The organism is Agrobacterium sp. CG674 (assembly GCF_053521645.1).
In genome coordinates this window covers 212,382-236,170 of record NZ_JBNWDZ010000007.1, presented here as the reverse complement: position 1 = coordinate 236,170, position 23,789 = coordinate 212,382, and the positions used below count along the sequence as shown (strand labels likewise).

Below are 23,789 nucleotides of genomic sequence, written 5' to 3'. Positions count from 1 at the left end.
GGAAAAAGAGGGCGCTTGCGCGCCCCCCTGCAGATCAAGCCGTTACCGGTTCGTGCGGTTTCTGGTTCTCGTCTTCACGCGGAATTCGGAACCAGGCGACGTAGAGTGCCGGCAGGAACAGAAGGGTCAAGACCGTTCCGACGACAATGCCGCCCATCATGGCGTAAGCCATTGGTCCCCAGAAAATCTCGCGCGAGATTGGTATCAGCGCAAGTGTCGCGGCAGCTGCAGTCAGCAGGATAGGCCGCATACGGTGCTCGGTCGCCTCGATGACGGCACGCCAAGGGCTGACACCTTCTTCCCGCAGTTGCTCGATTTGCACGACAAGGATCACCGAGTTTCTGATCAGAATTCCGATGAGCGCGAGAACACCGAGGATCGCTACGAAGCCCATCGGAGCATTGCTGAGCATGAGGGCCGCGACCACCCCGATCAGGGCCAGCGGAGCAACAGCAAAGACAAGGAATAGTCGGCTGAAACTTTGCAGTTGGAACATGAGAATCGTCGCCATCACCAGCAGCATGATCGGGGCTACGGCTGCGATTGGTCCCTGCGAGTCTGCACTCGACTCGACAGATCCACCGATTTCGACCTTGTAGTCTGTTGGCAAGGATGCGCTGAATTTCTCGACTTCAGGCTTCAATTGTTCAACAATCGTCGCGGGCTGGGTGGGGCCGACGACAGCTGCTTTGACGATGATCGTCGGCATCCGGTCACGGCGACCAATCAGTGGCTGTTCCAGTTCATAGCGGAACTTGGCAACAGCCGAGAGTGGAACCGCCTTCCCGTTCGACGCAGCCAGCTGAAGGTTTCTGAGTGTATCGATGGAACCCCGTTCGATATCTTCAGCTCTGCCCACGACGTCCACCAGATAAATATCATCTCTGACCTGGGTAACCGTGGTTCCCTTGACGACATCGTTCAGCACAGTCGCGATATCTTGAGACGATACACCTAGCTGTCGGGCCTTATCCTGAAGCACATCGACCTTCACAACGCGGGACGGTTCGTTCCAGTCATAGGCCATATTGGACAGGAGTGGGTTCGCCTGAACGATAGATCCGAACTGTTGTGCGATTTGACGAACCTTTTGGATGTCAGGTCCGCTGATTCTATACTGAACCGGCTTTCCAACCGGCGGGCCGATATCGAGAAGCTTCACAAACGCATCCGTGCCGGGAAATGTTGTTGAGAGGTAAGCCTGAAGGTCGGTCCGGAGCTTGTTCCTGGCTTCGATATCCTTCGCCACGATCACAGTCTGGCCAAACCATGCCGCAGGGCTCTGCACATCGTACGACAGAATTAAGCGGGGTGCTCCTTCGCCAACATAGGTAGACCAGTGGTCGATATCACCATTGCCGACGAGTTTTTCCGTCTCGAACTTTGTCATCTGCCTGTTGGTTTCAGCGATTGTACTGTTCTGTGGCAAACCCCAGTCAATGACAAGCTCGGTGCGGTCGGAGGCCGGGAAGAATTGCTGCTGCACAAGGCCCAGTCCGCCGATCGACAGGGCAAAAATAACGACCGTCAAAACGATTGTGACCCACCGCCAGCGCATGGCGAGCCTGAGCGTCCAGGCAAAGGCTCTCGTGAAGCGACCTTTGTTATCGTGGTGCGACTTCATTGTTTTCGGCAAAATGACGACGCCGAGCAGCGGTGTGAAGACCACCGCGACGATCCAAGATACAACGAGCGAAACAGCAATGACGACAAAGAGTGTGAATGTGAACTCGCCAGCCGCGCTGCTATTCAGGCCAATTGGAATAAAGCCCGCAACAGTGACGAGAGTCCCTGTCAGCATCGGAAATGCCGTTGATGTGTAGACGTAAGTGGCTGCCTTTCTCAGGTTGTCGCCGGCTTCCAGCCGCGAAACCATCATTTCCACGGCAATCATGGCATCGTCTACCAGAAGGCCTAGGGCAATGATCAGCGCCCCGAGCGAGATTCGCTGAAGCGAGATGCCCGTATATTCCATAAACACAAAAGTGATGGCCAGAACGAGTGGAATCGACACGGCAACGACTAGGCCAGCACGTACGCCCAGGCTTATGAAACTGATAGCCAGAACGATGGCGATGGCTTCGAAAAGGGCGGTAGTGAACCCGGACACGGCTTCCTCTACCACTGCAGGCTGATCGGATACACGCTCCACGGTCACACCGATGGGGAGGTCCGCCACAACGCGTTTCAGCTCATCATCAAGGTCCTTGCCGAATGTCAAAAGGTTAGCACCCGGTTTCATGCCAATGGCCAAGCCAATGGCGGGCTTTCCCTTGAAGCGAAATAGTGCGGATGGAGGGTCTACATAGCCGCGCTTGATGGTTGCGATGTCGGTCAACGGAAAATAGCGATCATTGACCCTCAGATTGATTGTCTTCAGGCTGTCCTCAGACAGGAAAGCTCCACCAACCCGCAAGGCGATGCTTTCCGGTCCCGCATCCACAAAGCCGGACTGGGTAACCGCGTTCTGTGCCTGCAACGTGCTTATGATGGCCTGTCGGTCTATTCCCAGTGCTGCGATCTTGCGCGTCGAGAACTCAAGATAAATCACTTCATCCTGCTCTCCCACAACATCGATCTTACCGGAATTGGGAACTGTCAGCAGCTTTTCTCGCGCGTTCTCAACGAGGTCGCGCAATTGGCGTTGGGACAGGCCATCGGACGTGAAGGCAAAAATATTGCCGTAAACGTCTCCGAACGTGTCGTTGAAAAACGGGCCAACGACACCGCTTGGAAGGTCTCCCTTGATATCGCTCACCATGTTGCGAACCTTGACCCAGTTTCCGGCCACGTCTTTCGCCTTGGTGGTTGGCAGCAGTTCAACGTAAATCGTTGTTTGACCGGCCTTGGTCTCGCTGCGGGTAAAGTCGAGCGCATCAAGCTCCTGAAGCTTTTTCTCGATCCGGTCGGTAACCTGTTTAGCGACCTCTTCGGCAGATGCTCCCGGCCACTGCGCGTTGACGATCATCGTCTTGATCGTGAACGCAGGGTCTTCTTCGCGGCCAAGATTGATGTAGGAGAACGCGCCGGCGATCAGGAAGATGATCATGAAATACCAGACGAGCGAACGGTGATCGAGCGCCCAGTCAGAAAGATTGAACGGTTTCACTGGGCATTCTCCTGCGCGATGCGTACGGCTTGGCCGTCCTTTAGTTGGTTGACGCCGGCAACCACCACGCGGTCGCCCGAATTGAGACCCGCCGATATGACAACCGGGCCGCCTGGAGCGGAGCCTGGCGCGACGGTTACTTCACGGGATGAAACTTTTCCCGCCTTGTCGTCGACGATCCAGACGATAGATTTGGAGCCATCCACTTTGATTGCCGATGCAGGCAGGCGAATGATGGATTGAGTATTCGTAATTGCAGTCGCTGTGATGACCGCGCCGAGACGGAGCGCCTCAGGCGGGTTTACCAATGCCAGCTTTGTCCTGAAAGTGCGTGTCGCATCGTCAGCATCGGGCGCGATTTCACGAACTACGCCTTTGGCATGATAGCTGGGGTCAAGTTGGAGGGCCACGTCGAACGCGGTACCTGGCTTGACCAATGTCCCTGCCGTTTCAGGGACGTCGATGACGGCGTCCCGCTCTTCCGGCCGAGCAACAGTTACAACGCTTTGTCCGGCGGAGACGACCTGCCCAACCTCGGCAGAGGTGCTGGTAACGACGCCGTTGAACTCGGCCAGGAGGCGTGAGTATCCCAACTGCTCGTTCGCCTTATCCAAGTTGGCCTGCGCCTTGTTTACGTTTGCCGCAGCGGTCTCGCGTTCCTGTTGCGCGCTTTCGAACGTCGCTTTTGCCGCAGACTGCCGTTCAAACAATGTTTGCTGGCGCTGCTCATTTGTGATGGCGTTTGCAAGCTGGGCTTGCGCATTGGAAAGATCGGACTGCGAACTTCTGACAGCTAACTCCAGAGACAGCGGATCAATAGCAGCAAGGACATCGTCCTTTTTCACGGTGTCACCGACCTGAACATTCCGGGCAACGATTCGCCCGAGAATGCGGAAGCCGAATTGCGTTTCAATCCTTGCGTTAACGGTGCCCGGCAGTGTCAGCGTTGCCTCAGGCGCAGGCTTAACGACCACGGAGAGCACGGGCCTTGGCTTTTCTACCGCTTCTTCCTGCTTCTCACAGGACACAAGAAACGTTGTGGCTGCCAAAAGCACCACAGCAGTCAAAGACGTCTTCATTGGGCGGCTCCTTCGTACGTCACGATTTCGCCTAGAGCCAGAAATTTCGTGCCGTTCACGACAACCGTTTCATTTTCGGAAAGACCTGACAGGACCGAGAAGCGGCCATTCGCGTATTTTCCGACTTCGATTTTGCGCATGGATACTACATGGTTTTTGGGGTCAACAATCCAAACGGCTGGATTGCCTGACAGGGACGCCATCGCCGACGATGGAAGCTCGATCGTGTCGATGGGTTTGTAGTGAGCAATGGCGACGACTGGACTGCCAAGACGCACATCTGCTTTTGCATCTAGCGTAAGTTTGACGCGTATCGTGCCGGTCGAGGTGTCAAGAGTGGGCGAAATTTCTCGCACCGATGCCTTCATGTCATTGCCACCGGACAGCAGCTTGACGACGATATCGTTTTGAATTTCTCCGCCCAACAGGGTCGTTTCGTCCGCGTCGATCACGGCATCTCGCGGGCCGTCATGGGCGAGGGTGAAAATGAGCTGCGCCGCCTGGGCCACCTGGCCGACCTCCGCATTGCGGGCGGTGATGATGCCGTCGGCGTCTGCTTTCAGTTCGGTCTGCTCCAGCGCATCACGCGCAGTGTCAACCTGCGCCTGTGCGGACTGAACGGTGCCCTGTCCGGTCAGAAGCGTTTCCTGCGCCTGATCGAGTGCGGCTCTGGTGGTGACGCCGGTGTTGAAAAGGCTTTGCTGCCGCTCGAAAGCCTGCTGGGCCTGAGTTTGCTGTGCCTGCGCCGATTGTAGCGTCGCCAATGCTACCTGCAGGTCCGCCTTCTGTTCTTGTGGGTCTATCCGGGCGAGGATCTGACCATTGGTAACGTGTTCGCCTATGTCCACCAACCGTTCAACAATGCGGCCGCTGACGCGAAACGACAGATCGGATTGTACCCGGGCGCTGATTTCGCCGGTTGTCGAAACGACATCGGCGACGGGGAGCGATTTGACATGGACCACTTCTACATGACGTAGCGGTTTTTTCGGCGCTTCTTTTTCAGGCTCGCAGGCGGAAAGGCCTGGCAGTGCTGCCGCCAGCAAGGCGATTGTTGCGTACCGTCTCATATATTGCCTCTTGAACCATGATGAATACGTGATACATTTGACTTACTGGGTAGTCAATGAAATTATTGTGTTTCGAGTTGATCGAGCGCAGATGGTTAAGGATAGTTATGAAAAGGCTGACACGCGCCGAACAGAAGGCACTTCGGCCAACGCAAATCTTGGAAGCGGCATTTCAAGAGTTTGTAGATCACGGCTTTACAGCGGCACGGGTAGAAGACATCGCCGAGCGGGTGGGTGTTACCAAGGGCACAGTGTATGTCTATTTCCCAACGAAGGAAGAACTTTTTTCGGCGATGATCCTGCATATTGCCGCGCCGCTGGAAACTGTCATCGCCGATATTGGAGAGATTGAAGGCAAGCCAGCTGTTCGTCTGGAGATACTCATCAAGGGGCTCTATGATCGTTTGCTCCGGGAAAAGCGGCTGAGGCAATTGTTGCGGTTTGTCGTAGCGGAAGGTGCGCGTTTTCCCCATGTCATCGATACACACCGCGATGAACTCATCGAGCCCATTCACGCCCGCATTCAGGCCATACTGGATGAGGGCGTTGAGACGGGAGAATTTGTGGGAGGGCCAAGGGTAAACGCTTGCCTTCTCTTTGCGCCCATCGTTGCGATAGCGATTGAAACGCTCATCCATGAAGACCGCCGAGTTTTGGATCTTCCGGCCTACATCGATGCGCATCTCGATCTGGTAATGGGTGCGCTTCTGGTTGATCGAAATCACCGCTCGCAGCCGTAGATATTGGTTGTAGAGCGGCACGATCCTGCATGATCTTCGCTACCCCCAAAACACTGCCTGAGCGACGGCAGTGAAGGCTTGACTCTGCGCTGCAGCAAACGTTAAAACGTTGCAACTGGTAAGACCAATTGACCAGATGGGATCTGGGAGGATTTCATGTTTGTGGCACTGGAACCACGCCGTCTGCACAGGCAGGTGGCGGACCAAATCCGTTCGCTGATCGAAACGGGCGAGTTGAGCTTGGGCGCGAAGCTTCCAGCTGAGCGGGATCTTGCCGAACGGTTCGCAGTTTCCAGGCCGACGGTTCGGGAAGCGCTGATTGTTCTGGAAGTGGAAGGGTATATCCATATCCGGATGGGCTCCGGCGTTTACGTCAGTCAGCGCACGAACCACGCTCCCAAGGCCTTGCCGGTTGACGACAATGACAGCCCGTTTGAAATACTTCAGGCGCGCAGCATTATCGAAAGTGCAATTGCGGAGGAGGCCGCGCGGGTTGCAAATGCTGAAGGTATTCAGCGTTTGGACGATTGTCTTGGGCAGATGGAAAAAGCCATTGGCGATCCCGTCAACATGCTGGTTCAGGACCGCGCATTTCACACTGCCATAACGGATATCATCGGCAACGCTACTCTGCATCGGTTTACCGGCCAGATCTTTGACCGGCGCATGACACCGTATTTCGAGAGGCTGGCCAGCCATTTCGAAGGGCCGCAGACATGGCGTCTGGCGCTTGATGAACATCGGGTCATTCGAAATGCGATTGCCCAAAACGACGCGACAGGTGCGCGCGATGCCATGCGCCGCCATCTGATGCTGTCGCAGAAAAGGTTTTCCGAAAGCTTCGGGGAGGAGCCGTAGGCGAAGCATGATCCTTCCAAGAGGGAGGAGCATGAAAACAGAAAATCTGACATCAATCCGGGAGGGAAAACAATGTCATTTAGAATCATCAGCTTGCTGGGTGCAACGGCAATCGTCGCTGTATCCGCATTTGCAGCCCAGGCGCAGACCGCGCTCAAATGGGCCCATGTTTACGAAACAAGTGAGCCTTTCCACACCGAATCCGTCTGGGCTTCGAAGGAAATCGAAAAGCGTACGGAAGGCCGTTACAAGATCGACGTGTTTCCTGCATCGCAGCTCGGCAAGGAGGTTGATATTAACCAGGGCCTGAAACTGGGAACGGTCGATATGATCATTTCGGGTTCCAGCTTCGCCGCCCGTGACTACAAGCCTATCGGCGTCACGTACTTCCCTTACATCTTCCGCAGCCCCGAGCATCTGATTGCTTACACCAAGAGCGACGTCTTCAAGCGCCTTGCGAAAGGGTATGAGGACAAGAGCGGCAATGTCATCGCAGCCGTCAGCTATTACGGCACTCGCCACACCACAGCAAACAAGCCGATTGCGACATGTGCTGATCTGGCCGGCGTGAAAATGCGCGTTCCTGATGTTCCGGCCTATCTGGCCATGCCGCGCGCATGCGGCGCCAACACCACGCCGATTGCTTTCGCCGAGGTCTATCTGGCGCTTCAGAACGGAACTGTCGATGCGCAGGAAAATCCGCTGACGACGATTGAGGCGAAGAAATTCTTCGAGGTGCAGAAGAACATCGTGCTGACCGGCCACATTGTCGATCATCTCAATACGGTCATTTCCAAGAGCCGGTGGGCGAGCCTTTCGGAGCAGGACAAGAAAATCTTTGTCGATGTGATGCAGGAAGCAGCAACACGCACGACAAAGATCATCGAGGAGCGCGAGAACAAACTGGTCGACGATTTCAAGTCGCGTGGCTTGACGGTGACTGAGGTTGATAAGGCCGACTTTGAAAAGAACGTGATCGAGAAGGTCAAATTCGAGGACTTTGGTTACGAAAAGGCCGACTGGGAAGCCATTCGCGCCATCAAGTAAGCCCGTGCCCGGCGCGGTTTTTCGAGCCGCGCCGCCTTTTCTTCTCAGTCGGGATAAATCAATGTCGCAGGAAATTCATACTCAGGTCACGCCTGAGGAACTTGCCCATACATTCGATGAGCCACCACCCAATGCCGATCTCTCTGTCTATGCTTTCGAGGATTGGCTGACGCTCGCTCTTTTCTGGATCATGACAGGCTGCGTCTTCCTGCAGTTCTTTACCCGCTATGTGCTGAACGACAGTTACGCCTGGACAGAAGAGATTGCCGTCAACTGCCTGATTGCCGTCGTGTTCATGGGCTCCGTCATGTGCGTGCGCATGTCTCGCCATATTCAGGTTGATGTTCTCTACCACTACCTGCCGCCGCATCTGACACGCGTCATGTCTCTGGCTGTAGATGTGCTGCGCATCGGATTTTTCGCTTACACATCATGGCTGATGTGGCGCTATCTGGAAATTGTTGAGGGTGAGGAAATGGTCACCGTGGCGCTGCCGCGCAGCATTGTTTTCTACACGGTCTTTGCGGCATTTGTGCTGATGTTCCTCCGCTCCATACAGGTGTTCATCGCCAATATCAGGCGTGGCTATTCCGTTCTTGAGAGACCGGAAGAGTTCCAGAGCGTGGAGGAGGTTTGATATGCTGGTATTGATTGGCTCGTTCCTCCTTCTGATGCTCATCGGCCTGCCGGTTGCCATCTCCATGGCATCAGCATCGCTTCTTTACATTCTCGCCTTCAATGTCGCACCTGACATCATCGCCGCACAGCGCATGATTGCGGGTATCGAGAGCTTTCCGCTTCTGGCCGTCCCGTTCTTCATTCTAGCGGGCAACCTCATGAACTCCGCTGGCGTAACCGGGCGCATCTATTCCTTCGCCGTTGCCCTGGTGGGGTGGATGAAGGGTGGTCTCGCCCAGGTCAACATTATCGGCTCGGTCATCTTCTCTGGCATGTCTGGAACGGCCCTTGCAGATGCGGCCGGCATTGGCACCATCGAAATCAAGGCCATGAAGGATCACGGTTATCCTATCGAAGCGGCAGTTGGTGTTACAGCAGCCTCTGCAACGCTTGGACCGATCTTTCCGCCATCCCTGCCTTTCGTGATCTATGGAATGATGGCCAATGTCTCGATTGGCGCTCTTTTCATGGCGGGAATCGTTCCTGGCGTGGTCATGACCTTGCTGATGATGATTACGGTGACGGTTTTTGCCTATATCAAGAACTGGGGTTCCGATACGCCATTCAGCCTGCGCACCATCTTCGGCGCATCGCTGGAAGTTCTTATAGTTATGCTTGTCCCGGTCAGCGTCTATGTGATGACGTCGCTCGGACTGTCGCTCAACTGGGCCATTGTCATTGCGCTTGTCGTGTTGATTGCCTGTGACTGGTACTTCGACTTCTCAGCCGTCATGGCGCTGATGACGCCGGTCATTCTGATTGGCGGCATGACCATGGGCTGGTTCACGCCCACCGAAGCAGCCGTTGCCGCTGTGTTGTGGTCGCTGTTTCTCGGCCTTGTGCGCTATCGCACCATGACCTTCAAAACACTGGCCAAAGCAACGTTTGATACCATTGAGACTTCGGCGTCCGTCCTCTTCATTGTGGCGGCGGCATCGGTGTTTGCGTGGTTGTTGACGGTCTCTCAGGCCGCGCAAGTTCTGTCAGCGGCAATTCTGACTCTCACGGACAGCAAGTGGATATTCCTTATCCTCGTCAACCTGTTGATGCTGTTTGTTGGCTGTTTTCTTGATACGATTGCGGCCATCACCATCCTCGTTCCGATCCTGTTACCGCTGGTTTTGCAGTTCGATATCGATCCGGTGCATTTCGGTATCATCATGACGCTCAATCTGATGATCGGCCTCCTGCATCCGCCGCTCGGTATGGTGCTGTTCGTTCTGTCGCGGGTGGCGAGACTGTCGGTGGAGCGCACAACGATGGCGATCCTTCCGTGGCTGGTGCCCCTGTTCATCGCCCTCATCCTCATCACCTTCATTCCTGCTGTCACCTTGTGGTTGCCAACGGAGATGGGATTAATCCGTTAAACCTAGAACCCGCGCGGCTCTCCGCGCGGGCTCACCTCATCACGAAACGAAAGTAGACATTCATGTCGACACGCGTCGCGCGTCTTTATGGCAGGCAGGACCTCAAGGTCGAAACGCAGGATTTCGCGCAACCGGGCGCGGGCGAGGTGCTGCTTCGTATGGCTGCGGGCGGCATCTGCGGGTCTGACCTCCACTACTACCAGGATGGTGGCTTCGGGCCTGTTCAGGTGCGAGAGCCGATCATTTCAGGCCATGAAGCATCGGGTTATGTCGAAGCTTTGGGCGATGGTGTAACGGGTCTTGAGGTCGGCGCGCTCGTCGCGGTCAACCCTTCACAACCCTGTGGCGCGTGCCCCCACTGCGCCATCGGCCAACCCATTCATTGCCATGACATGCGCTTCATGGGGAGCGCCATGCGTCTTCCCCATGAGCAGGGCATGTTTCGCGACTGGTTTGTCGTTCCGGCAAAGCAGTGCTTTTCTTTCGAAGGGAATACCACTCCTGCTGAGGCGGCGTGCGCAGAGCCGCTCGCGGTTTGCCTTCATGCGGTGGCGCAGGCTGGTGATCTCCAAGGCAAACGTGTTCTTGTGACCGGCGCTGGCCCCATCGGACTGCTGACGGTTGCGGCAGCAAGACATGCCGGTGCGGCGGAGATTGTCGTCACGGATCTTGCCGATGCGGCACTTTCCCGAGCGCCGTCCATGGGTGCCCGCCGGACGATCAATGTCGCCAAAGACCCACAAGGGCTCTTACCTTATCAGGAGGGTAAAGGCACATTCGATGTCGTCTTTGATTGTTCAGCCGCCGGTCCAGCATTGCGCTCGGCATTTTCAGCCATCAAACCGCGCGGCACCATCGTTCAGGTCGGCGTGACAGGCGATATTACAATCCCACTGAACAGCCTCGTCGGCAAAGAGATCGTCTGGCGAGGCTCGCAGCGTTTCGATCAGGAGTTTGCCGTTGCCGTGCAGCTCATTTCGTCGCGCATGATCGATGTTCGCCCGATCATTTCGCATGAATTTCCGCTTGAAAAGGCTGTCGAAGCATTCGAGCAGGCCGGTGATCGCTCCGTTGCCTGCAAGGTGCAGATCACCTTTGGCGGCACTCACTAAGTTCTGAAGGATAAAGATATGAAGCACACATGGCGCTGGTTCGGCCCCGTGGATAAGGTTTCGGTGCGGGATGCCGCGCAGGCGGGTGCTGAGGGCATTGTCAGCGCGCTGCATCACATCGAAACCGGCGCGGTCTGGCCTGTCGATGACATTGTAAAGCGGCACGAAGCCATCAAGGCCGGTGGCCTCTATTGGGACGTGGTCGAGAGCGTTCCTGTCTCTGAGGACATCAAGACCCAGACCGGGGACTGGAAACACCATACTGCCAATTGGCAAGAGAACCTGCGACGTTTGGCGTCTAGCGGCATTCGCACTGTTTGCTACAATTTCATGCCTGTTCTGGATTGGACCCGCACGGATCTGCGTTGGGAAACGCGCCACGGTGCGAAGGCCATGCGGTTCGACCTGGTGGATTTCGCCGCTTTCGACATTCACATTCTCAAACGGCCCGACGCAAAATCCGATTATCCAGAATGGCTTATTGATGACGCTGCCAGACGGTTTTCCGAAATGCCGGATAGCAAAATCATCTCCTTGGGGCGGAACATCGGGGCGGGCCTGCCGGGATCTGCTGATGGCTACACGCTTGACCAGCTTCTCGAGAAGCTAAGGTCATATCAGGGCGTAGACCGTTTGCGGCTGCAATCCAATTTGGTGGATTTCTTGTCTGAGGTCGTGCCGGTGGCGCAAGAGGTCGGCATCAATCTTTGCGCCCATGGCGATGATCCGCCCTGGCCGTTGCTGGGACTGCCACGAATCCTTTCTACGCAAGCCGACTACGCGCATATGTTGGGACAGGTCGACAGTCTGGCAAATGGGGTGACGCTCTGCACTGGGTCTTTGGGTGCCCACAAGGATAATGATCTGCCGATGATCGCGAAGGCCTTTGCGGACCGTATCCATTTCGTGCACCTGCGCAACGTTACACGCGACACCGACACGGCTCCATGTTCCTTCTTCGAGGACGAGCATCTGGAAGGCGCAACCGATATGGTGGCCGTCATAGCTGCGTTGCTGGGAGAAGAAAAGCGCCGCCGCACAGTTGGCCGCGAAGACCATCGCATCGCCATGCGGCCAGATCACGGGCAGGAAATTCTTGACGACATCAAGCGCGGCGCGCAGCCCGGCTACCCCGCCATCGGTCGCCTCAAGGGATTGGCCGAGTTGCGTGGCATCGAGCGCACGCTTCTTCATCCACAGTTCGGTAGAGTATAGCATTATGAACAGATTAACTGCCTCCACCTCGTTGCCCCAAACCGTTACCGTCCCTGCCTTTGATCGCATGGCATTGAAGCCCGGCATCGTGCATTTCGGTTTGGGTGCTTTCCACCGGGCCCATCAAGCTGTCTTTACGCAAAAAGCACTGGAGAGCAGCTTCGGCCCCTGGGGCATCGTCGCCGTAAACTTGCGCTCGAACGAGCCTGTCCAGGCGCTGGCAGAACAGGATGGCGTATACTCCGTCATCGTTCGAAGTGCTGAGGGTGATCGCGCTGAAATCATCGGTGCAACGGTGAATTGGCTTTGCGCAGCCGAACAGAGAGAGGCTGTTCTTGGCCATCTGGCCAATCCGAATATCCGCATCGTCACCCTGACCGTTAGCGAAAAGGCTTACGGCCTACACCCCGTGACAGGCGGGTTAGACCTGAAGCACCCATCAATCGCCTCAGACCTCGCCAATCCGCATGCTCCTGTAGGTGCAATAGGCTATCTTGTTGAAGGTCTTGCCAGACGACACGCGCAAGGTCTCAAGCCATTTACGGTGCTGTGCTGCGACAATCTTCCGTCCAACGGCCATGTCGTTCGCCGTCTCGTTCTGGAACTGGCAGAGCGACGTGACCCCGAACTGGCACGCTGGATTAACGAGAACGGCAAATTTCCATGCAGCATGGTGGACCGCATCGTGCCAGCGGCGACGGATGAAACGCGGCAACGTGCGGCACAGTTGCTGGGTGTTGAGGACCGCCTCGCCATCGAAACGGAACCCTTTCTGCAATGGGTGATCGAGGATGATTTCGTTTCTGGGCGTCCAGCGTGGGAGGCGGCGGGTGCCGTCTTTACGCAGGCGGTTGAGCCTTATGAAAACATGAAGCTTAGGCTTCTGAACGGCTCGCATACGCTCATCGCGCATTTGGGCATTCTCCACGATCTGGAGTTCGTGCGCGATGTCATGGCGGTGCCGGAGTTTGTGGAAAAGGTGAAGCGGCACATGAAGGCAGCCGCTGCCACGCTCGAACCCGTGCCGGGCATTGATCTTCCTTACTACCAAAACGAATTGCTTGAACGCTTCGCCAACCCGACGATTGCCCACCGCAACGAGCAGATTGCGATGGATACAAGTCAGAAGCTACCGCAGCGGATCATGGCTGCCGCGGTTGAGGCGTTGGCTGCGGGGCACGATGCCGCCGAGTTTGCTTATGTGGTCGCCCTGTGGATCGCGTCTGTTCACAAGCGTGGCATCCCGAATGATCCTCGCAAGGACGAAATCCTCTCTGCGGCAAACCAAGTGGATCATGCCGATCCATCGGCTGCATTTTTCGCCGTCGAAGGCCTGTTTCTCGCCGATCTGGTGCAGAACCGTGCATGGCGCGATCTGGTCAATCAGGAACTGGCCGCTCTTTCATTCTGACCTCTTCCAGACTCCCAAAAAGAAAACCCGGCGATGATCTCGCCGGGTTCTTGTTTTTTGGGTGATGGTGCAACCTATTCCATCTTGTGGATGTCGCGGTCCTTGGTTTCGGGCAGGAACAGGAGGCCGACGACCAGTGTGATACCTGCGAAAATGATAGGGTACCAAAGGCCGTAGTAGATATCACCCTTGGCAGCACTCATGGCGAATGCAGTTGCGGGCAGAAGACCACCGAACCAGCCGTTACCAATGTGGTAGGGCAGGGACATGCCGGAATAGCGGATGCGGGTTGGGAACATTTCCACCAGCAGAGCGGCAATCGGGCCGTAGACCATCGTCACATAGATGACGAGGATGGTCAGAACCGCAATGATGGCGATCCAGTTCACAGCGGCTGGGTCGGCGACCATGGCAAATGCACCACCGCCTGCAACCGTATAGACGGCCATCTCAGTCGCGCCGTTCAATTCGGGCGCTGTCATCAGCTTGTCAGCCACCAGCTTTTCGGCAGGCACTGTTTTAGCAGGTGTTGCGCGGACGGTATCGGCATTCAGCGCGAGTTCCGGGTTTGCAGCAATGAAGGCATCAAGCTTTGATGCGGGAACCTGAGCGGCGCTGCGCACCAGTGGATATCCACCTTCCTGCAGAGCCATATTGATCTGCTTCTGGAATGCACGGTCGTTTGCTGCGGCATTTGCACCGGCGGCGGCTGCATCATAGCTTGTGATGGTCTTTTCGCCGATCTTGACCGTTGCTGGCTGGCCCGCCGGTCCTCCGACAACATCGTAAGGCACGGAGTTTCTGGTCAGGAATGAGGTCGCGATATCGCAGGATGTGGTGAATTTGGCCGTGCCGGTTGGGTTGAACTGGAAGCGGCAATCGCCAGGTGCGGCAGTAACTGTTGCACGAACCGAGGCTTGAGCCTGTGCGAGTGCAGGGTTACCTGCCCATGTCAGTGCCTTGAACAGCGGGAAGTAGGTCAGCATGGCCAGAACCAGACCTGCCATGATGATGGGTTTGCGCCCGATCTTGTCGGAGAGCCAACCGAACAGCACGAAGAAGCCGGTGCCGAGAAGAAGAGCGCAGGCAACCATGATGTTGGCGGACTGTCCGTCTACCTTCAAAATGCTCTGCAGGAAGAAGAGCGCGTAGAACTGACCTGTGTACCAGACAACGGCCTGTCCGATGACGGCACCCACAAGCGCGATGATCGCGATCTTGGCGTTTTTCCACTGGCCGAAGGCTTCGCTGAGTGGAGCCTTCGAGGTTTTTCCCTCTTCCTTCATCTTCTTGAAGGCAGGCGATTCGCTCATCTTCAAGCGAATCCAGACGGAGACGCCAAGCAGAATGACGGACAGCAGAAACGGAATGCGCCAGCCCCAATCGGCGAATGCTTCACGGCCGACGGCAAATTGCACGCCGAGAATGACCATGAGCGACAGGAACAGACCGAGTGTCGCCGTGGTCTGAATCCAGGATGTGTAATAGCCGCGACGGCCATTCGGCGCGTGCTCGGCCACATAGGTGGCAGCACCACCATATTCACCACCAAGCGCCAGACCTTGCAGCATGCGCAGGATAATGAGGATGATCGGTGCCGCAATGCCGATTTGCGATGCATTGGGCAGAACGCCGACCAGAAAGGTCGAGAAGCCCATGATCAGGATGGTGACAAGAAAGGTGTATTTGCGGCCGACGAGGTCGCCAAGGCGTCCAAACACCAGCGCACCGAACGGACGAACGAGGAAGCCTGCGGCAAATGCCAGCAGCGCGAAGATGTTGCGCGTTGTTTCAGGATATTGGCTGAAGAAGTTCGCGCCAATGTAGATGGCTAGTGAGCCATAGAGATAAAAGTCGTACCACTCGAAGACCGTTCCCAAAGAAGAGGCGAAAATCACCTTCTTCTCTTCACCCGTCATGGGGCGGGCCTTTTCGTTGCCCGCGGCTACTACGTTCGCCATTTTCTGTCCTCCACAGATCGATGAGTGACACATCGCAACAGTCCGACTCCCACGGACTGCCCTTGCGGCACGATGCACCTGCACACAGAGTGGCAGAAAATGAACGAAAGGAAGAGCGATCCTTTTGGCTTATGACTTTAGTCTAATTCAGTAGGGTCAGAAATCTTACGCGGCATGGCGGCGCTACGCATAGGCAGACCAAATTGCGGCGTGTTTGCGCTTGACAGGAAATGCAAACACCATAATAGCTTTGCCGAGAAAAGGAGCACGATTTTGATGAGACATGTCTCAGACATGACTGTCATGCATAACCCGGCAGATTTTGCCGGTGATCGGTCGCGCCTTGCCTACTCCATCCGAATTACGGCCAAAACGACGATTAAAACCGTCTGACGTCTCTGGCCCACCGCTCTCTCCCCGGTTTGGTCGGGGAAGAAGGAAGCCGCTGAATTGCGGGTTCCCCCTCACCAAAAACGAGGAGAGGTAGAAAGAGAGCTTGATCATGGGTTTCAAAGTTGCAATCGCAGGCGCTACCGGCAATGTCGGTCGTGAAATGCTCAATATTCTCGCTGAGCGCGGGTTTCCGGCAGATGAAGTTGTCGCGCTGGCGTCGGCTCGCAGCCAGGGCACGGAAGTGTCCTACGGTGACCGCACGCTGAAGGTCTCCAATATGGAGAACTACGACTTTTCCGATACCGATATTTGCCTGATGTCTGCTGGTGGAGACGTATCCAAGAAGTGGTCCCCCAAAATCGGCGCCCAGGGCTGCGTCGTCATCGATAACTCTTCCGCATGGCGCTATGATCAGGACGTTCCACTGATCGTTCCAGAGGTGAATGCTGACGCTATCGAAGGCTTCCGCAAGCGCAATATCATTGCAAACCCGAATTGCTCCACGGCCCAGCTCGTTGTTGCCCTGAAGCCTTTGCATGATGCGGCGACGATCAAGCGCGTCGTCATTTCGACCTATCAGTCCGTGTCCGGTGCAGGCAAGGAAGGTATGGACGAGCTTTTCCAGCAGACACGTGCGGTATTTGTTGCCGATCCTGTCGAAACGAAGAAGTTCACCAAGCGTATCGCCTTCAACGTCATTCCGCACATCGATGTCTTCATGGAAGATGGATACACGAAGGAAGAGTGGAAGGTTCTGGCTGAGACGAAGAAGATGCTGGACCCGAAGATTAAGGTTACATGCACAGCCGTGCGCGTTCCTGTCTTCATCGGCCATTCGGAATCCGTGAACATCGAGTTCGAAAACGAAATCACAGCCGATCAGGCGCGTGATATTCTGCGTGAAGCGCCCGGCTGCCAGGTCATCGACAAGCATGAGAATGGCGGCTACATCACGCCGGTCGAGTGCGCTGGCGAAGACGCGACGTTCATTTCGCGCATTCGCGAAGACGCGACTGTTGAAAACGGTCTTAACATCTGGGTCGTATCCGACAACTTGCGCAAGGGCGCGGCTCTGAATGCTATCCAGATCGCCGAGCTTCTCGTCAATCGTGGCCTCATCAAGCCACGCAGTGCGGCTTGATACTATTTTTTAACAATTGTTAACTATAACCCGCCCATTCCACTGTGGGAATGGACGGGTTTTCAGACAAACTGTTCATCACGGGCTGTTTATTTGCCGGTTTTGATGTCAGCAGGCAGGCTGAAAGCCATACATCTCAGTCAAGTGGTGACCGAGTTAGGGCGCGAACCCAAAAACTTTGAAGGCAAATTCTGATGCGGGCACTAAAAGCTTTTTCCGTTGGCGTAGTTATGGTTTCCGCAATGGCGGCAACGTCGGCTATGGCGGCGCAGTGCGGTAATACTTCGGCGGGCTTTGATGCCTGGGTCGGCGCATTCAAGCAGGAAGCTGCGGGCAGGGGCGTCAGCCCATCAGTTCTGGATCGTGCATTTTCGAGTGTCTCATACAATCAGGCAACGATCCGTGCAGACCGTGGTCAGCACAGTTTCAAGCTTTCCTTCGATCAGTTCATGCAGAAGCGCGGTGGTCAGGCGATCATTTCGCGTGGCAAGGCCATGAAGAAGAACAACGCAGCGCTTTTTGCCAATATCGAACGCGCCTATGGCGTTCCGGCTGGCCCGCTGCTCGCCATTTGGGGCATGGAAACCGGCTTCGGCGCTTTCCTTGGAAACCAGCACACCATGTCCGCAGTTGCGACGCTGTCCTATGATTGCCGTCGTTCCGAATATTTCACCGAACAGCTTTATGCTGCGTTGAAACTGGTCGGAAGCGGTAATCTGAGCGTTACTGCCAAGGGCGCGGCACATGGCGAAATCGGCCAGACTCAGTTCCTTCCTCTCAACGTCGTGCGTTATGGCGTCGATTTCGACCGCAATGGCCACATTGATCTGGTCGGTTCTCGCGCCGACGCACTTGCTTCGACCGCCAACTTTCTGGTCGGTCACGGCTGGCAGCGCGGTGCTGGATATCAGCAGGGCCAGACAAATTACGGTGCCATTCAGGGATGGAACGCTGCAAGCGTCTATCAGCAGTCCATCGCCTTCATCGGCAAGGCCATCGACGGCCAATAATCCACTGAGATATTAAGGCGATCTCGTCGCCTCCGAGAAAGGAATGACCGCGCATGTGTGCGGTCATTCTTTTTTGGGGTGCCTTCAAGGCTTAAAGTCCGAGAGTGCCTCGGACTTTTGCTCATGGACGGCGGAAATCGCCAGTCTTGCTGTCCATAATCCACAGTTCCCCAGTTGAAATATCAAACCATGCACCGTGCAACCTGACCTTTCCCGCGGTTTCCTGAGCCTTGACGAAAGGAAATGCGCGCAGGTTGCTGATGGAATTGCGAATGGAAACCCGCTCCATTGCAGTTTGTCTTTCACCCGAGGTCATAACGTCGTTGCTTTGGATCTGCTCGGCAGCGGACTTGACCATGTTCATCCACTTGCCAATGAAATCGCCGGGCGACAGAGGTTCCAGGTTCGGATCGAGTGCCGCCTGTATGCCGCCGCAACGGCCATGGCCCATGACGACAATGTCTTTTACCTTGAGGACCTGCACCGCATATTCAACGGCGGCAGACGTCGAGTGGTATTGACCGTCAGGCTCATAGGGCGGAACCATGTTGGCGACATTTCGCACCACAAACAGCTCTCCCGGGCCGCAGTCAAAAATGGTTTCCGGCGCTGAACGGGAGTCACAACAGGCAATGATCAACGTTTGCGGCTTTTGCCCGGTGTCTGCCAATGCGCGGTAACGTTCACGCTCATCGGTGTAGCGACCGCTCATGAAGTTCTTGTAGCCATTGAGGAGGTAGTCAGGAAAATCTTTCATGATGACGCAGTACCGTTTTGCTGGGCCAGGCTCGCAGAGAAGCGCGGCGTGTTGAAAATCCTACGTGACGATCCGTTATTTGCGCTTGCTGCGGGATGGATGCAAGAGATGGCGCATCTGCACCATGGCCATAGGTGTGGAAAGACTGGACGCATCGGTCTCCAGCGTCAGTTCGTTCGATCCTCTTTTCATCGTGCGGGCGAGAACTTCAAAAACGCTTGCAGTTGCCAGTTGCAGCGCCTTTTCATCGTCTAGTCCTTGCAGCAGCCGAGCCAGAAAAAGCGCCGAAAGAAGATCGCCCAGACCGTTCGGCACGTTCTCAATTGCACGATGTTCGGCAAGAAGCGCATGACGACCGCTGAGGAAAAGGTTGCCTATCCCGCCCACCGTCATCGGAACAGCCGATGTGACAAGCATTTTAGGCGGACCAAGCGCCAAAGCCGCATCGATGATCTCATTGTTTGTCTCAAGCTCTGCGCCACTCATCCACGCCAGCTCATATCGGTTTGGCGTGGAAACCGTTGCGAGGGGTATGAGTTCATCGCGGATGGCCTGTGCGGTTTCCTGCGGTATGTATAGCCCACCCTGGTCGCCCATAACAGGATCGCAAACATAGATGAGATCAGGGTTTGCTCGTTTCATGTCGCGGATCAGCCGCGCGACGGAGCGCACCTGATCGGCGCTTCCGAAATAACCGGTGAGTATTGCGCGCACTTCACCGGACCATTTCGATGTCGCCAAATCCTGCATCGCGGAATCAAATTCGGCATTGTCGAACCGCAGACGGGTCGATGGTCCATGGCCGGGGTGCCAGGGCATGACGATGGTGGGAACGGCCCAGACTGGAAAGCCTAAAGTCTCGAGCCCAAACACGACTGCACGGTTGCCGACAGAACCACGCATCACGTGGCTGGAAATGACGATGACGGAGCCGTTGGTATTGTCCTGCATAATGCACTCATTCCACATGGCAGCGGTCATGACGCATGATTTGGCGCCTTCGGCCGCGTAATTGGTTTCGTCATGGCACAATGCTGCGCGGCTTTCCACTGTTAGTGTGGTATCCACGTGCAGTTTTTATCCGGTCACTTTCCGGCGCGTTCCAGTGCCTTCAGCACAGTGCGCTCGGAAAGGTTCAGGTAAAGGTCCATTTGTGTGGCCGCGTCCTCCACTTTTCCTTTGATCACCAGGCCCAGTATCTGCTCGTTCATATCCACGAAGGGAGAATGCAGTTGTTCCGGGTCGTTCAACAGCCCAAAGCTAAGGCGAAGTTCGGCGGCAACGCGCGCATAGAAATCGCTCAGCCTGCTGCTATCGGAAAGATCAATGACGGCTGCATGAAATTTCATGTTGGCACTGCCAACTTCCCGCCACTCCTGCCGCTCGCGGTGGATCTTCGCAGCCTCGACCGCATCACGCATCGTGGTGGTCGCAGGATGTTTTGGCCATGCCTGACGCAGCGCCCCGCATTCCAGCATGCGTCTGACGCGGTAGATATCGATGATCTGGTCCGTGCTAGGCGTCGAAACGAAAACACCGCGATTGGCTTCATGCCGCAACAGGCCGTCTTTTGTCAGCAGCCGGAAGGCTTCGCGCAGCGAATTTCGGGAGACGTCGAGGCGTTCGCTGAAGGCTGCTTCGGAAAGCCTCTGCCCTGGCACCAATGCCCCCGTGATCAAGAGATCGCGGATATCCCGCGCTACCCGATCCGCTAGCGGCAGTGATTCCATCACGGTGTTGTCTTGGTGGCCGTTCATTCGCAGTCGATTGTCCCGATGGCGGTGTTGCTGATGCCGGCTGCAATATCACAAAAACATGGCAACGGAGATAAAAATGATGCTTAGTTTCGCGCCAATGGTGCCAAAAATTGCGCAGAATGAAAGAACGATATAATTTTATTGTTCAACAATGTTGACAATTTTGTAGATGCCGCCAAAGTTGCTTTAAAGTATCCGCGAGGGGCGGATGCGCTAAGGAGAAAATCCATGGAGCCTACAAAAATAGCTCAAAGTGCCGAGTTCGTTAAATCCCGACGAGCGTCTCTGACCGCAGCTGTCTTTCTGATGGCGACCTCGGCCATCGGTCCCGGTTTCATCACACAGACCGCAACATTCACAACCAAGCTCGGCGCTGCTTTTGCCTTTGCCATTCTGGCCTCCATCGTGATTGATTTCGTTGTTCAGCTGAACATCTGGCGCATCGTCACACTGACGCGGATGCGCGCTTCCGACATCGCGAACGCTGCGATACCGGGTTCGGGATATGTGCTCGCTGTTCTCGTCATCGTTGGTGGCTTGTTCTTTAATATCGGCAATATCGGCGGTTCGGGCCTTGGCCTTAATGCCATGCTTGGTCTGGATCCGAAGCTGGGCGGTGCGCTGAGCGCGCTTCTGGCGATTGGCATCTTCCTATCGAAACGCGCCGGAATGGCCGTAGACAGGTTCATCATTTTCGCAGGCATCCTGATGATCGTTCTGACGGTTTATGTTGCCTTTGTTTCCGGCCCGCCTGTTGGCGATGCCCTGTTCCAGACATTCCTGCCATCGACCATCGATTTCGCGACCATCACGACGATTGTTGGCGGCACTGTCGGTGGTTACATCACCTATTCCGGTGCTCATCGCCTGCTTGATAAGGGCATGGTCGGCGTTGAAAATCTCGGTGCCGTCAACCGTGCGGCACTCACGGGTATCGCGGTCACCGGCATCATGCGTTACGTTCTGTTCCTTGCCATTCTGGGTGTGGTCGCCAGCGGCGTTGTCATTGATGTATCGGGCAAGGGTGCAAACCCCGCAGCTCAGGCTTTCCAGGCCGCTGCGGGCGATATCGGCTTGCGGATCTTTGGCGTCGTTCTGTGGGCTGCGGCCATCACGTCGGTCATCGGTGCCGCTTATACGTCGGTCTCTTTCATCACCGTTTTCAAACAGGACATCAGTGAACGGGCTCGCAACATTGCGACTGTCATCTTCATCGCAGTCTCCCTGTTCTTCTACGTCATCATCACCACGCCTCCAGCGCAGATGCTGGTCTTCGTTGGCGGACTGAACGGTCTCATCCTGCCCATCGGCCTGTCGATCTTTGTCTATGCTGCCTGGGCGCGCTCTGATCTTATGGCCGGTTATCGCTATCCGCGCTGGCTTCTTGCGCTCGGCGTTATCGTCTGCGCACTGACTTGGTATATGGGCTACAAGTCGATCGGGCCGATTTTCGCTCTGCTCTTCTCAGCCGCATAAGGAGAACACAAACATGGCTTCCATCGATTTGAACAGCGATCTTGGCGAGGGCTACGGCGCGTGGGCCATGGGGGATGATGCAGCCATGCTGGCAGTCGTTTCCAGTGCCAACATTGCCTGCGGTTTTCATGCGGGCGATCCGGCGGGCATTTTCCGCACGGTGAAGGCCGCTGCCGAGAAAAATGTCGTCGTGGGAGCCCATGTTTCCTATCCGGACCGCGTCGGCTTCGGCCGCCGCGATCTGGATGTTACGCGCGAAGACCTGATGGCCGACGTTATCTATCAGATCGGTGCGTTGAAGGGGCTGGCGCAATCGGCGGGCACATCCGTTCGTTACGTCAAGCCGCATGGCGCGCTTTACAACCGCATTGCCAATGATGCTGTGCAGGGTCAGGCCGTGATTGATGCCATCAAGGCCGTTGATCCATCCCTCGTCCTGATGGGTCTCGCCAATGCTCCCATTTTAGAACTTGCGCGTCAGTCAGGCCTTACGGTTGTTGCCGAGGCTTTCGCGGATCGTGCCTACACGCCAGATGGCCAACTCGTGTCCCGCCGTGAAGCGGGCGCCGTTCTGCATGATGCTGACAAGATCGCGCAGCGCATGGTGCAGCTTGCCCGGGACGGCACATTGGAAGCCATTGATGGCAGCGTTATCAGGATCGAAGCGCAATCGATCTGCGTTCACGGCGATAGCCCGGGGGCGGTCGCCATCACCCAACAGATCCGGCAGCGTTTCGAAGCCGAGGGCATCGTCATTCGTTCTTTCATCTCAAAGCCGTAAAGGGCCAGCGATGACCATTCCGACATCTTATCTTCAGCATACCAATGCGGATACGGCGCGCGCTGCCCGCGCCCAGTATCGCAACGGTCTGGTTGCGCCGACATCCGGCATCGCACCGGGCTTCACACAGGCCAACATGATCGTTTTGCCTCGAGACTGGGCTTTTGATTTTCTGCTCTATGCGCAGCGCAACCCCAAAGCGTGTCCGGTATTGGATGTGTCCGATCCGGGCTCTCCAACAACTCTGCTGGCGCCGGATGCCGATCTGCGCAGGGATCTGCCGCTCTATCGCATCTGGCGGGATGGCAAACTGGCAGAAGAAACCGCCGATGCCACTGCGGCCTGGGCTGAGCACGAGGATCTCGTCGCCTTCCTCATCGGCTGCAGCTTTACGTTCGAGACACCCATGGTGGAGGCTGGCATCGAAATCCGCCACATGACCGACAAGTCCAATGTGCCAATGTATCTGACCAACCAGCCCTGCCGTCCGGCAGGACGGTTGAAGGGCAATATGGTCGTTTCCATGCGTCCTATTCCTGCTGCTCGAGTTGCCGATGCGGCGACGATTTCGGGCCGGTTTCCCGCCGTTCATGGATCACCCGTTCACGTCGGCTCCCCGGCAGAGATTGGCATTGCTGATCTGGCTAAGCCTGATTTCGGCGATGCCGTGCGCATTGAGCCCGGCGAAGTGCCAGTATTCTGGGCCTGTGGCGTCACGCCTCAGGCGGCCGTGATGGCGTCAGGCGTGCCATTTGCGATTACCCATTCTCCGGGGCACATGTTCATTACCGACATTCCGGATTCGGCCTATCATGCGTGAGGACAAG

General features: G+C 56.0%; 20 protein-coding genes. 13 read left to right on the top strand and 7 right to left on the bottom strand.

The features are described from left to right. Positions 1–34: 34 nt before the first annotated feature. Genes ACQZ51_RS18815 through ACQZ51_RS18805 form a run of 3 tightly spaced genes read right to left on the bottom strand, consistent with a single transcriptional unit; the run spans position 35 to position 5,258 of the window. Complete coding sequence (locus tag ACQZ51_RS18815) at positions 35–3,109, bottom strand: efflux RND transporter permease subunit (protein ID WP_448779531.1); 3,075 nt, start codon at positions 3,107–3,109, stop codon at positions 35–37. Next, positions 3,106–4,188 carry an efflux RND transporter periplasmic adaptor subunit gene (locus ACQZ51_RS18810; protein WP_448779530.1) on the bottom strand — a complete coding sequence of 361 codons (1,083 nt, stop codon included), beginning with the start codon at positions 4,186–4,188 and terminating at the stop codon, positions 3,106–3,108. Before ACQZ51_RS18810 ends, ACQZ51_RS18815 begins: the two co-directional genes overlap by 4 nt. Next, entirely contained in the window at positions 4,185–5,258 is a 1,074-nt protein-coding gene (locus ACQZ51_RS18805; protein ID WP_448779528.1) for an efflux RND transporter periplasmic adaptor subunit, read from the bottom strand. Before ACQZ51_RS18805 ends, ACQZ51_RS18810 begins: the two co-directional genes overlap by 4 nt. Before the next feature lie 107 nt (positions 5,259–5,365). Between ACQZ51_RS18805 and ACQZ51_RS18800 the strand changes: the two genes are divergently transcribed. The 8 genes from ACQZ51_RS18800 (at position 5,366) to ACQZ51_RS18765 (ending at position 13,686) form a co-directional block, all read left to right on the top strand. Continuing rightward, on the top strand, positions 5,366–5,998 hold the full coding sequence (locus ACQZ51_RS18800; RefSeq protein ID WP_448779526.1) for a TetR/AcrR family transcriptional regulator: 633 nt from the start codon (positions 5,366–5,368) through the stop codon (positions 5,996–5,998). 156 nt (positions 5,999–6,154) lie between these two features. After that, a complete protein-coding gene (locus tag ACQZ51_RS18795; RefSeq protein WP_448779524.1) occupies positions 6,155–6,856 on the top strand; it encodes a FadR/GntR family transcriptional regulator in 702 nt (233 codons plus the stop codon). Between the two features lie 72 nt (positions 6,857–6,928). Then, a complete protein-coding gene (locus ACQZ51_RS18790) occupies positions 6,929–7,903 on the top strand; it encodes a sialic acid TRAP transporter substrate-binding protein SiaP (RefSeq protein WP_448779523.1) in 975 nt (324 codons plus the stop codon). Between the two features lie 61 nt (positions 7,904–7,964). Then, a complete protein-coding gene (locus tag ACQZ51_RS18785) occupies positions 7,965–8,540 on the top strand; it encodes a TRAP transporter small permease (RefSeq protein ID WP_448779521.1) in 576 nt (191 codons plus the stop codon). Position 8,541: 1 nt separating this feature from the next. After that, complete coding sequence (locus ACQZ51_RS18780) at positions 8,542–9,948, top strand: TRAP transporter large permease (protein WP_448779519.1); 1,407 nt, start codon at positions 8,542–8,544, stop codon at positions 9,946–9,948. 62 nt (positions 9,949–10,010) lie between these two features. After that, positions 10,011–11,060, top strand: a complete 1,050-nt coding sequence (locus tag ACQZ51_RS18775) for an L-idonate 5-dehydrogenase (protein WP_448779517.1) — start codon at positions 10,011–10,013, stop codon at positions 11,058–11,060. Between the two features lie 18 nt (positions 11,061–11,078). After that, entirely contained in the window at positions 11,079–12,275 is a 1,197-nt protein-coding gene (gene uxuA, locus ACQZ51_RS18770; RefSeq protein ID WP_448779516.1) for a mannonate dehydratase, read from the top strand. 1 nt (position 12,276) lies between these two features. Next, positions 12,277–13,686, top strand: a complete 1,410-nt coding sequence (locus ACQZ51_RS18765) for a mannitol dehydrogenase family protein (protein ID WP_448779628.1) — start codon at positions 12,277–12,279, stop codon at positions 13,684–13,686. 74 nt (positions 13,687–13,760) lie between these two features. Here the strand turns inward: ACQZ51_RS18765 and ACQZ51_RS18760 are convergent, their stop codons facing one another. Continuing rightward, positions 13,761–15,647: an MFS transporter gene (locus ACQZ51_RS18760; RefSeq protein WP_448779515.1), complete on the bottom strand. Its 1,887-nt coding sequence runs from the start codon at positions 15,645–15,647 to the stop codon at positions 13,761–13,763. A gap of 502 nt (positions 15,648–16,149) precedes the next feature. Between ACQZ51_RS18760 and ACQZ51_RS18755 the strand changes: the two genes are divergently transcribed. Beyond that, the gene (locus ACQZ51_RS18755) at positions 16,150–17,181 is read left to right on the top strand and encodes an aspartate-semialdehyde dehydrogenase (RefSeq protein ID WP_448779514.1); all 1,032 of its coding nucleotides are present in this window, start codon (positions 16,150–16,152) and stop codon (positions 17,179–17,181) included. A gap of 194 nt (positions 17,182–17,375) precedes the next feature. After that, positions 17,376–18,191 carry a lytic murein transglycosylase gene (locus ACQZ51_RS18750; protein ID WP_448779513.1) on the top strand — a complete coding sequence of 272 codons (816 nt, stop codon included), beginning with the start codon at positions 17,376–17,378 and terminating at the stop codon, positions 18,189–18,191. Positions 18,192–18,312: 121 nt separating this feature from the next. Here ACQZ51_RS18750 and ACQZ51_RS18745 read toward each other — a convergent pair whose 3' ends face one another. The 3 genes from ACQZ51_RS18745 to ACQZ51_RS18735 all read right to left on the bottom strand — a co-directional run bounded on the left by ACQZ51_RS18745 (position 18,313) and on the right by ACQZ51_RS18735 (position 20,705). Next, positions 18,313–18,948 carry a carbonic anhydrase gene (locus tag ACQZ51_RS18745; protein ID WP_243258284.1) on the bottom strand — a complete coding sequence of 212 codons (636 nt, stop codon included), beginning with the start codon at positions 18,946–18,948 and terminating at the stop codon, positions 18,313–18,315. Between the two features lie 75 nt (positions 18,949–19,023). Next, complete coding sequence (gene pdxY / locus ACQZ51_RS18740) at positions 19,024–19,899, bottom strand: pyridoxal kinase PdxY (protein ID WP_448779626.1); 876 nt, start codon at positions 19,897–19,899, stop codon at positions 19,024–19,026. 134 nt (positions 19,900–20,033) lie between these two features. Then, positions 20,034–20,705 (bottom strand): GntR family transcriptional regulator, encoded by a 672-nt coding sequence (locus tag ACQZ51_RS18735; protein WP_244656334.1) that lies wholly within the window; start codon positions 20,703–20,705, stop codon positions 20,034–20,036. Between the two features lie 228 nt (positions 20,706–20,933). On the opposite strand from ACQZ51_RS18735, the gene ACQZ51_RS18730 reads away from it, so the two are divergent. From ACQZ51_RS18730 to ACQZ51_RS18720, 3 genes are read left to right on the top strand one after another with little or no spacing between them, the layout of a single operon-like run. Next, the gene (locus ACQZ51_RS18730; RefSeq protein ID WP_448779510.1) at positions 20,934–22,181 is read left to right on the top strand and encodes an NRAMP family divalent metal transporter; all 1,248 of its coding nucleotides are present in this window, start codon (positions 20,934–20,936) and stop codon (positions 22,179–22,181) included. A gap of 13 nt (positions 22,182–22,194) precedes the next feature. Then, positions 22,195–22,962, top strand: coding sequence for a LamB/YcsF family protein (locus ACQZ51_RS18725; protein WP_448779507.1), 768 nt, complete (start codon positions 22,195–22,197; stop codon positions 22,960–22,962). Positions 22,963–22,972: 10 nt separating this feature from the next. Beyond that, positions 22,973–23,782, top strand: coding sequence for a putative hydro-lyase (locus ACQZ51_RS18720; protein WP_448779505.1), 810 nt, complete (start codon positions 22,973–22,975; stop codon positions 23,780–23,782). Positions 23,783–23,789 lie beyond the last annotated feature (7 nt).

Bases quoted from the DNA above. Each gene is read 5' to 3' on its own strand.
- ACQZ51_RS18745 (WP_243258284.1), bottom strand. From the start codon at position 18,948: ATGAAAGATTTTCCTGACTACCTCCTCAATGGCTACAAGAACTTCATG.
- ACQZ51_RS18785 (WP_448779521.1), top strand. From the start codon at position 7,965: ATGTCGCAGGAAATTCATACTCAGGTCACGCCTGAGGAACTTGCCCAT.
- ACQZ51_RS18730 (WP_448779510.1), top strand. From the start codon at position 20,934: ATGGAGCCTACAAAAATAGCTCAAAGTGCCGAGTTCGTTAAATCCCGA.
- ACQZ51_RS18755 (WP_448779514.1), top strand. From the start codon at position 16,150: ATGGGTTTCAAAGTTGCAATCGCAGGCGCTACCGGCAATGTCGGTCGT.
- ACQZ51_RS18805 (WP_448779528.1), bottom strand. From the start codon at position 5,258: ATGAGACGGTACGCAACAATCGCCTTGCTGGCGGCAGCACTGCCAGGC.
- ACQZ51_RS18760 (WP_448779515.1), bottom strand. From the start codon at position 15,647: ATGGCGAACGTAGTAGCCGCGGGCAACGAAAAGGCCCGCCCCATGACG.
- ACQZ51_RS18810 (WP_448779530.1), bottom strand. From the start codon at position 4,188: ATGAAGACGTCTTTGACTGCTGTGGTGCTTTTGGCAGCCACAACGTTT.
- ACQZ51_RS18750 (WP_448779513.1), top strand. From the start codon at position 17,376: ATGCGGGCACTAAAAGCTTTTTCCGTTGGCGTAGTTATGGTTTCCGCA.
- ACQZ51_RS18735 (WP_244656334.1), bottom strand. From the start codon at position 20,705: ATGAACGGCCACCAAGACAACACCGTGATGGAATCACTGCCGCTAGCG.
- ACQZ51_RS18775 (WP_448779517.1), top strand. From the start codon at position 10,011: ATGTCGACACGCGTCGCGCGTCTTTATGGCAGGCAGGACCTCAAGGTC.
- pdxY (WP_448779626.1), bottom strand. From the start codon at position 19,899: ATGCAGGACAATACCAACGGCTCCGTCATCGTCATTTCCAGCCACGTG.
- ACQZ51_RS18800 (WP_448779526.1), top strand. From the start codon at position 5,366: ATGAAAAGGCTGACACGCGCCGAACAGAAGGCACTTCGGCCAACGCAA.
- ACQZ51_RS18720 (WP_448779505.1), top strand. From the start codon at position 22,973: ATGACCATTCCGACATCTTATCTTCAGCATACCAATGCGGATACGGCG.
- uxuA (WP_448779516.1), top strand. From the start codon at position 11,079: ATGAAGCACACATGGCGCTGGTTCGGCCCCGTGGATAAGGTTTCGGTG.
- ACQZ51_RS18780 (WP_448779519.1), top strand. From the start codon at position 8,542: ATGCTGGTATTGATTGGCTCGTTCCTCCTTCTGATGCTCATCGGCCTG.
- ACQZ51_RS18790 (WP_448779523.1), top strand. From the start codon at position 6,929: ATGTCATTTAGAATCATCAGCTTGCTGGGTGCAACGGCAATCGTCGCT.
- ACQZ51_RS18795 (WP_448779524.1), top strand. From the start codon at position 6,155: ATGTTTGTGGCACTGGAACCACGCCGTCTGCACAGGCAGGTGGCGGAC.
- ACQZ51_RS18725 (WP_448779507.1), top strand. From the start codon at position 22,195: ATGGCTTCCATCGATTTGAACAGCGATCTTGGCGAGGGCTACGGCGCG.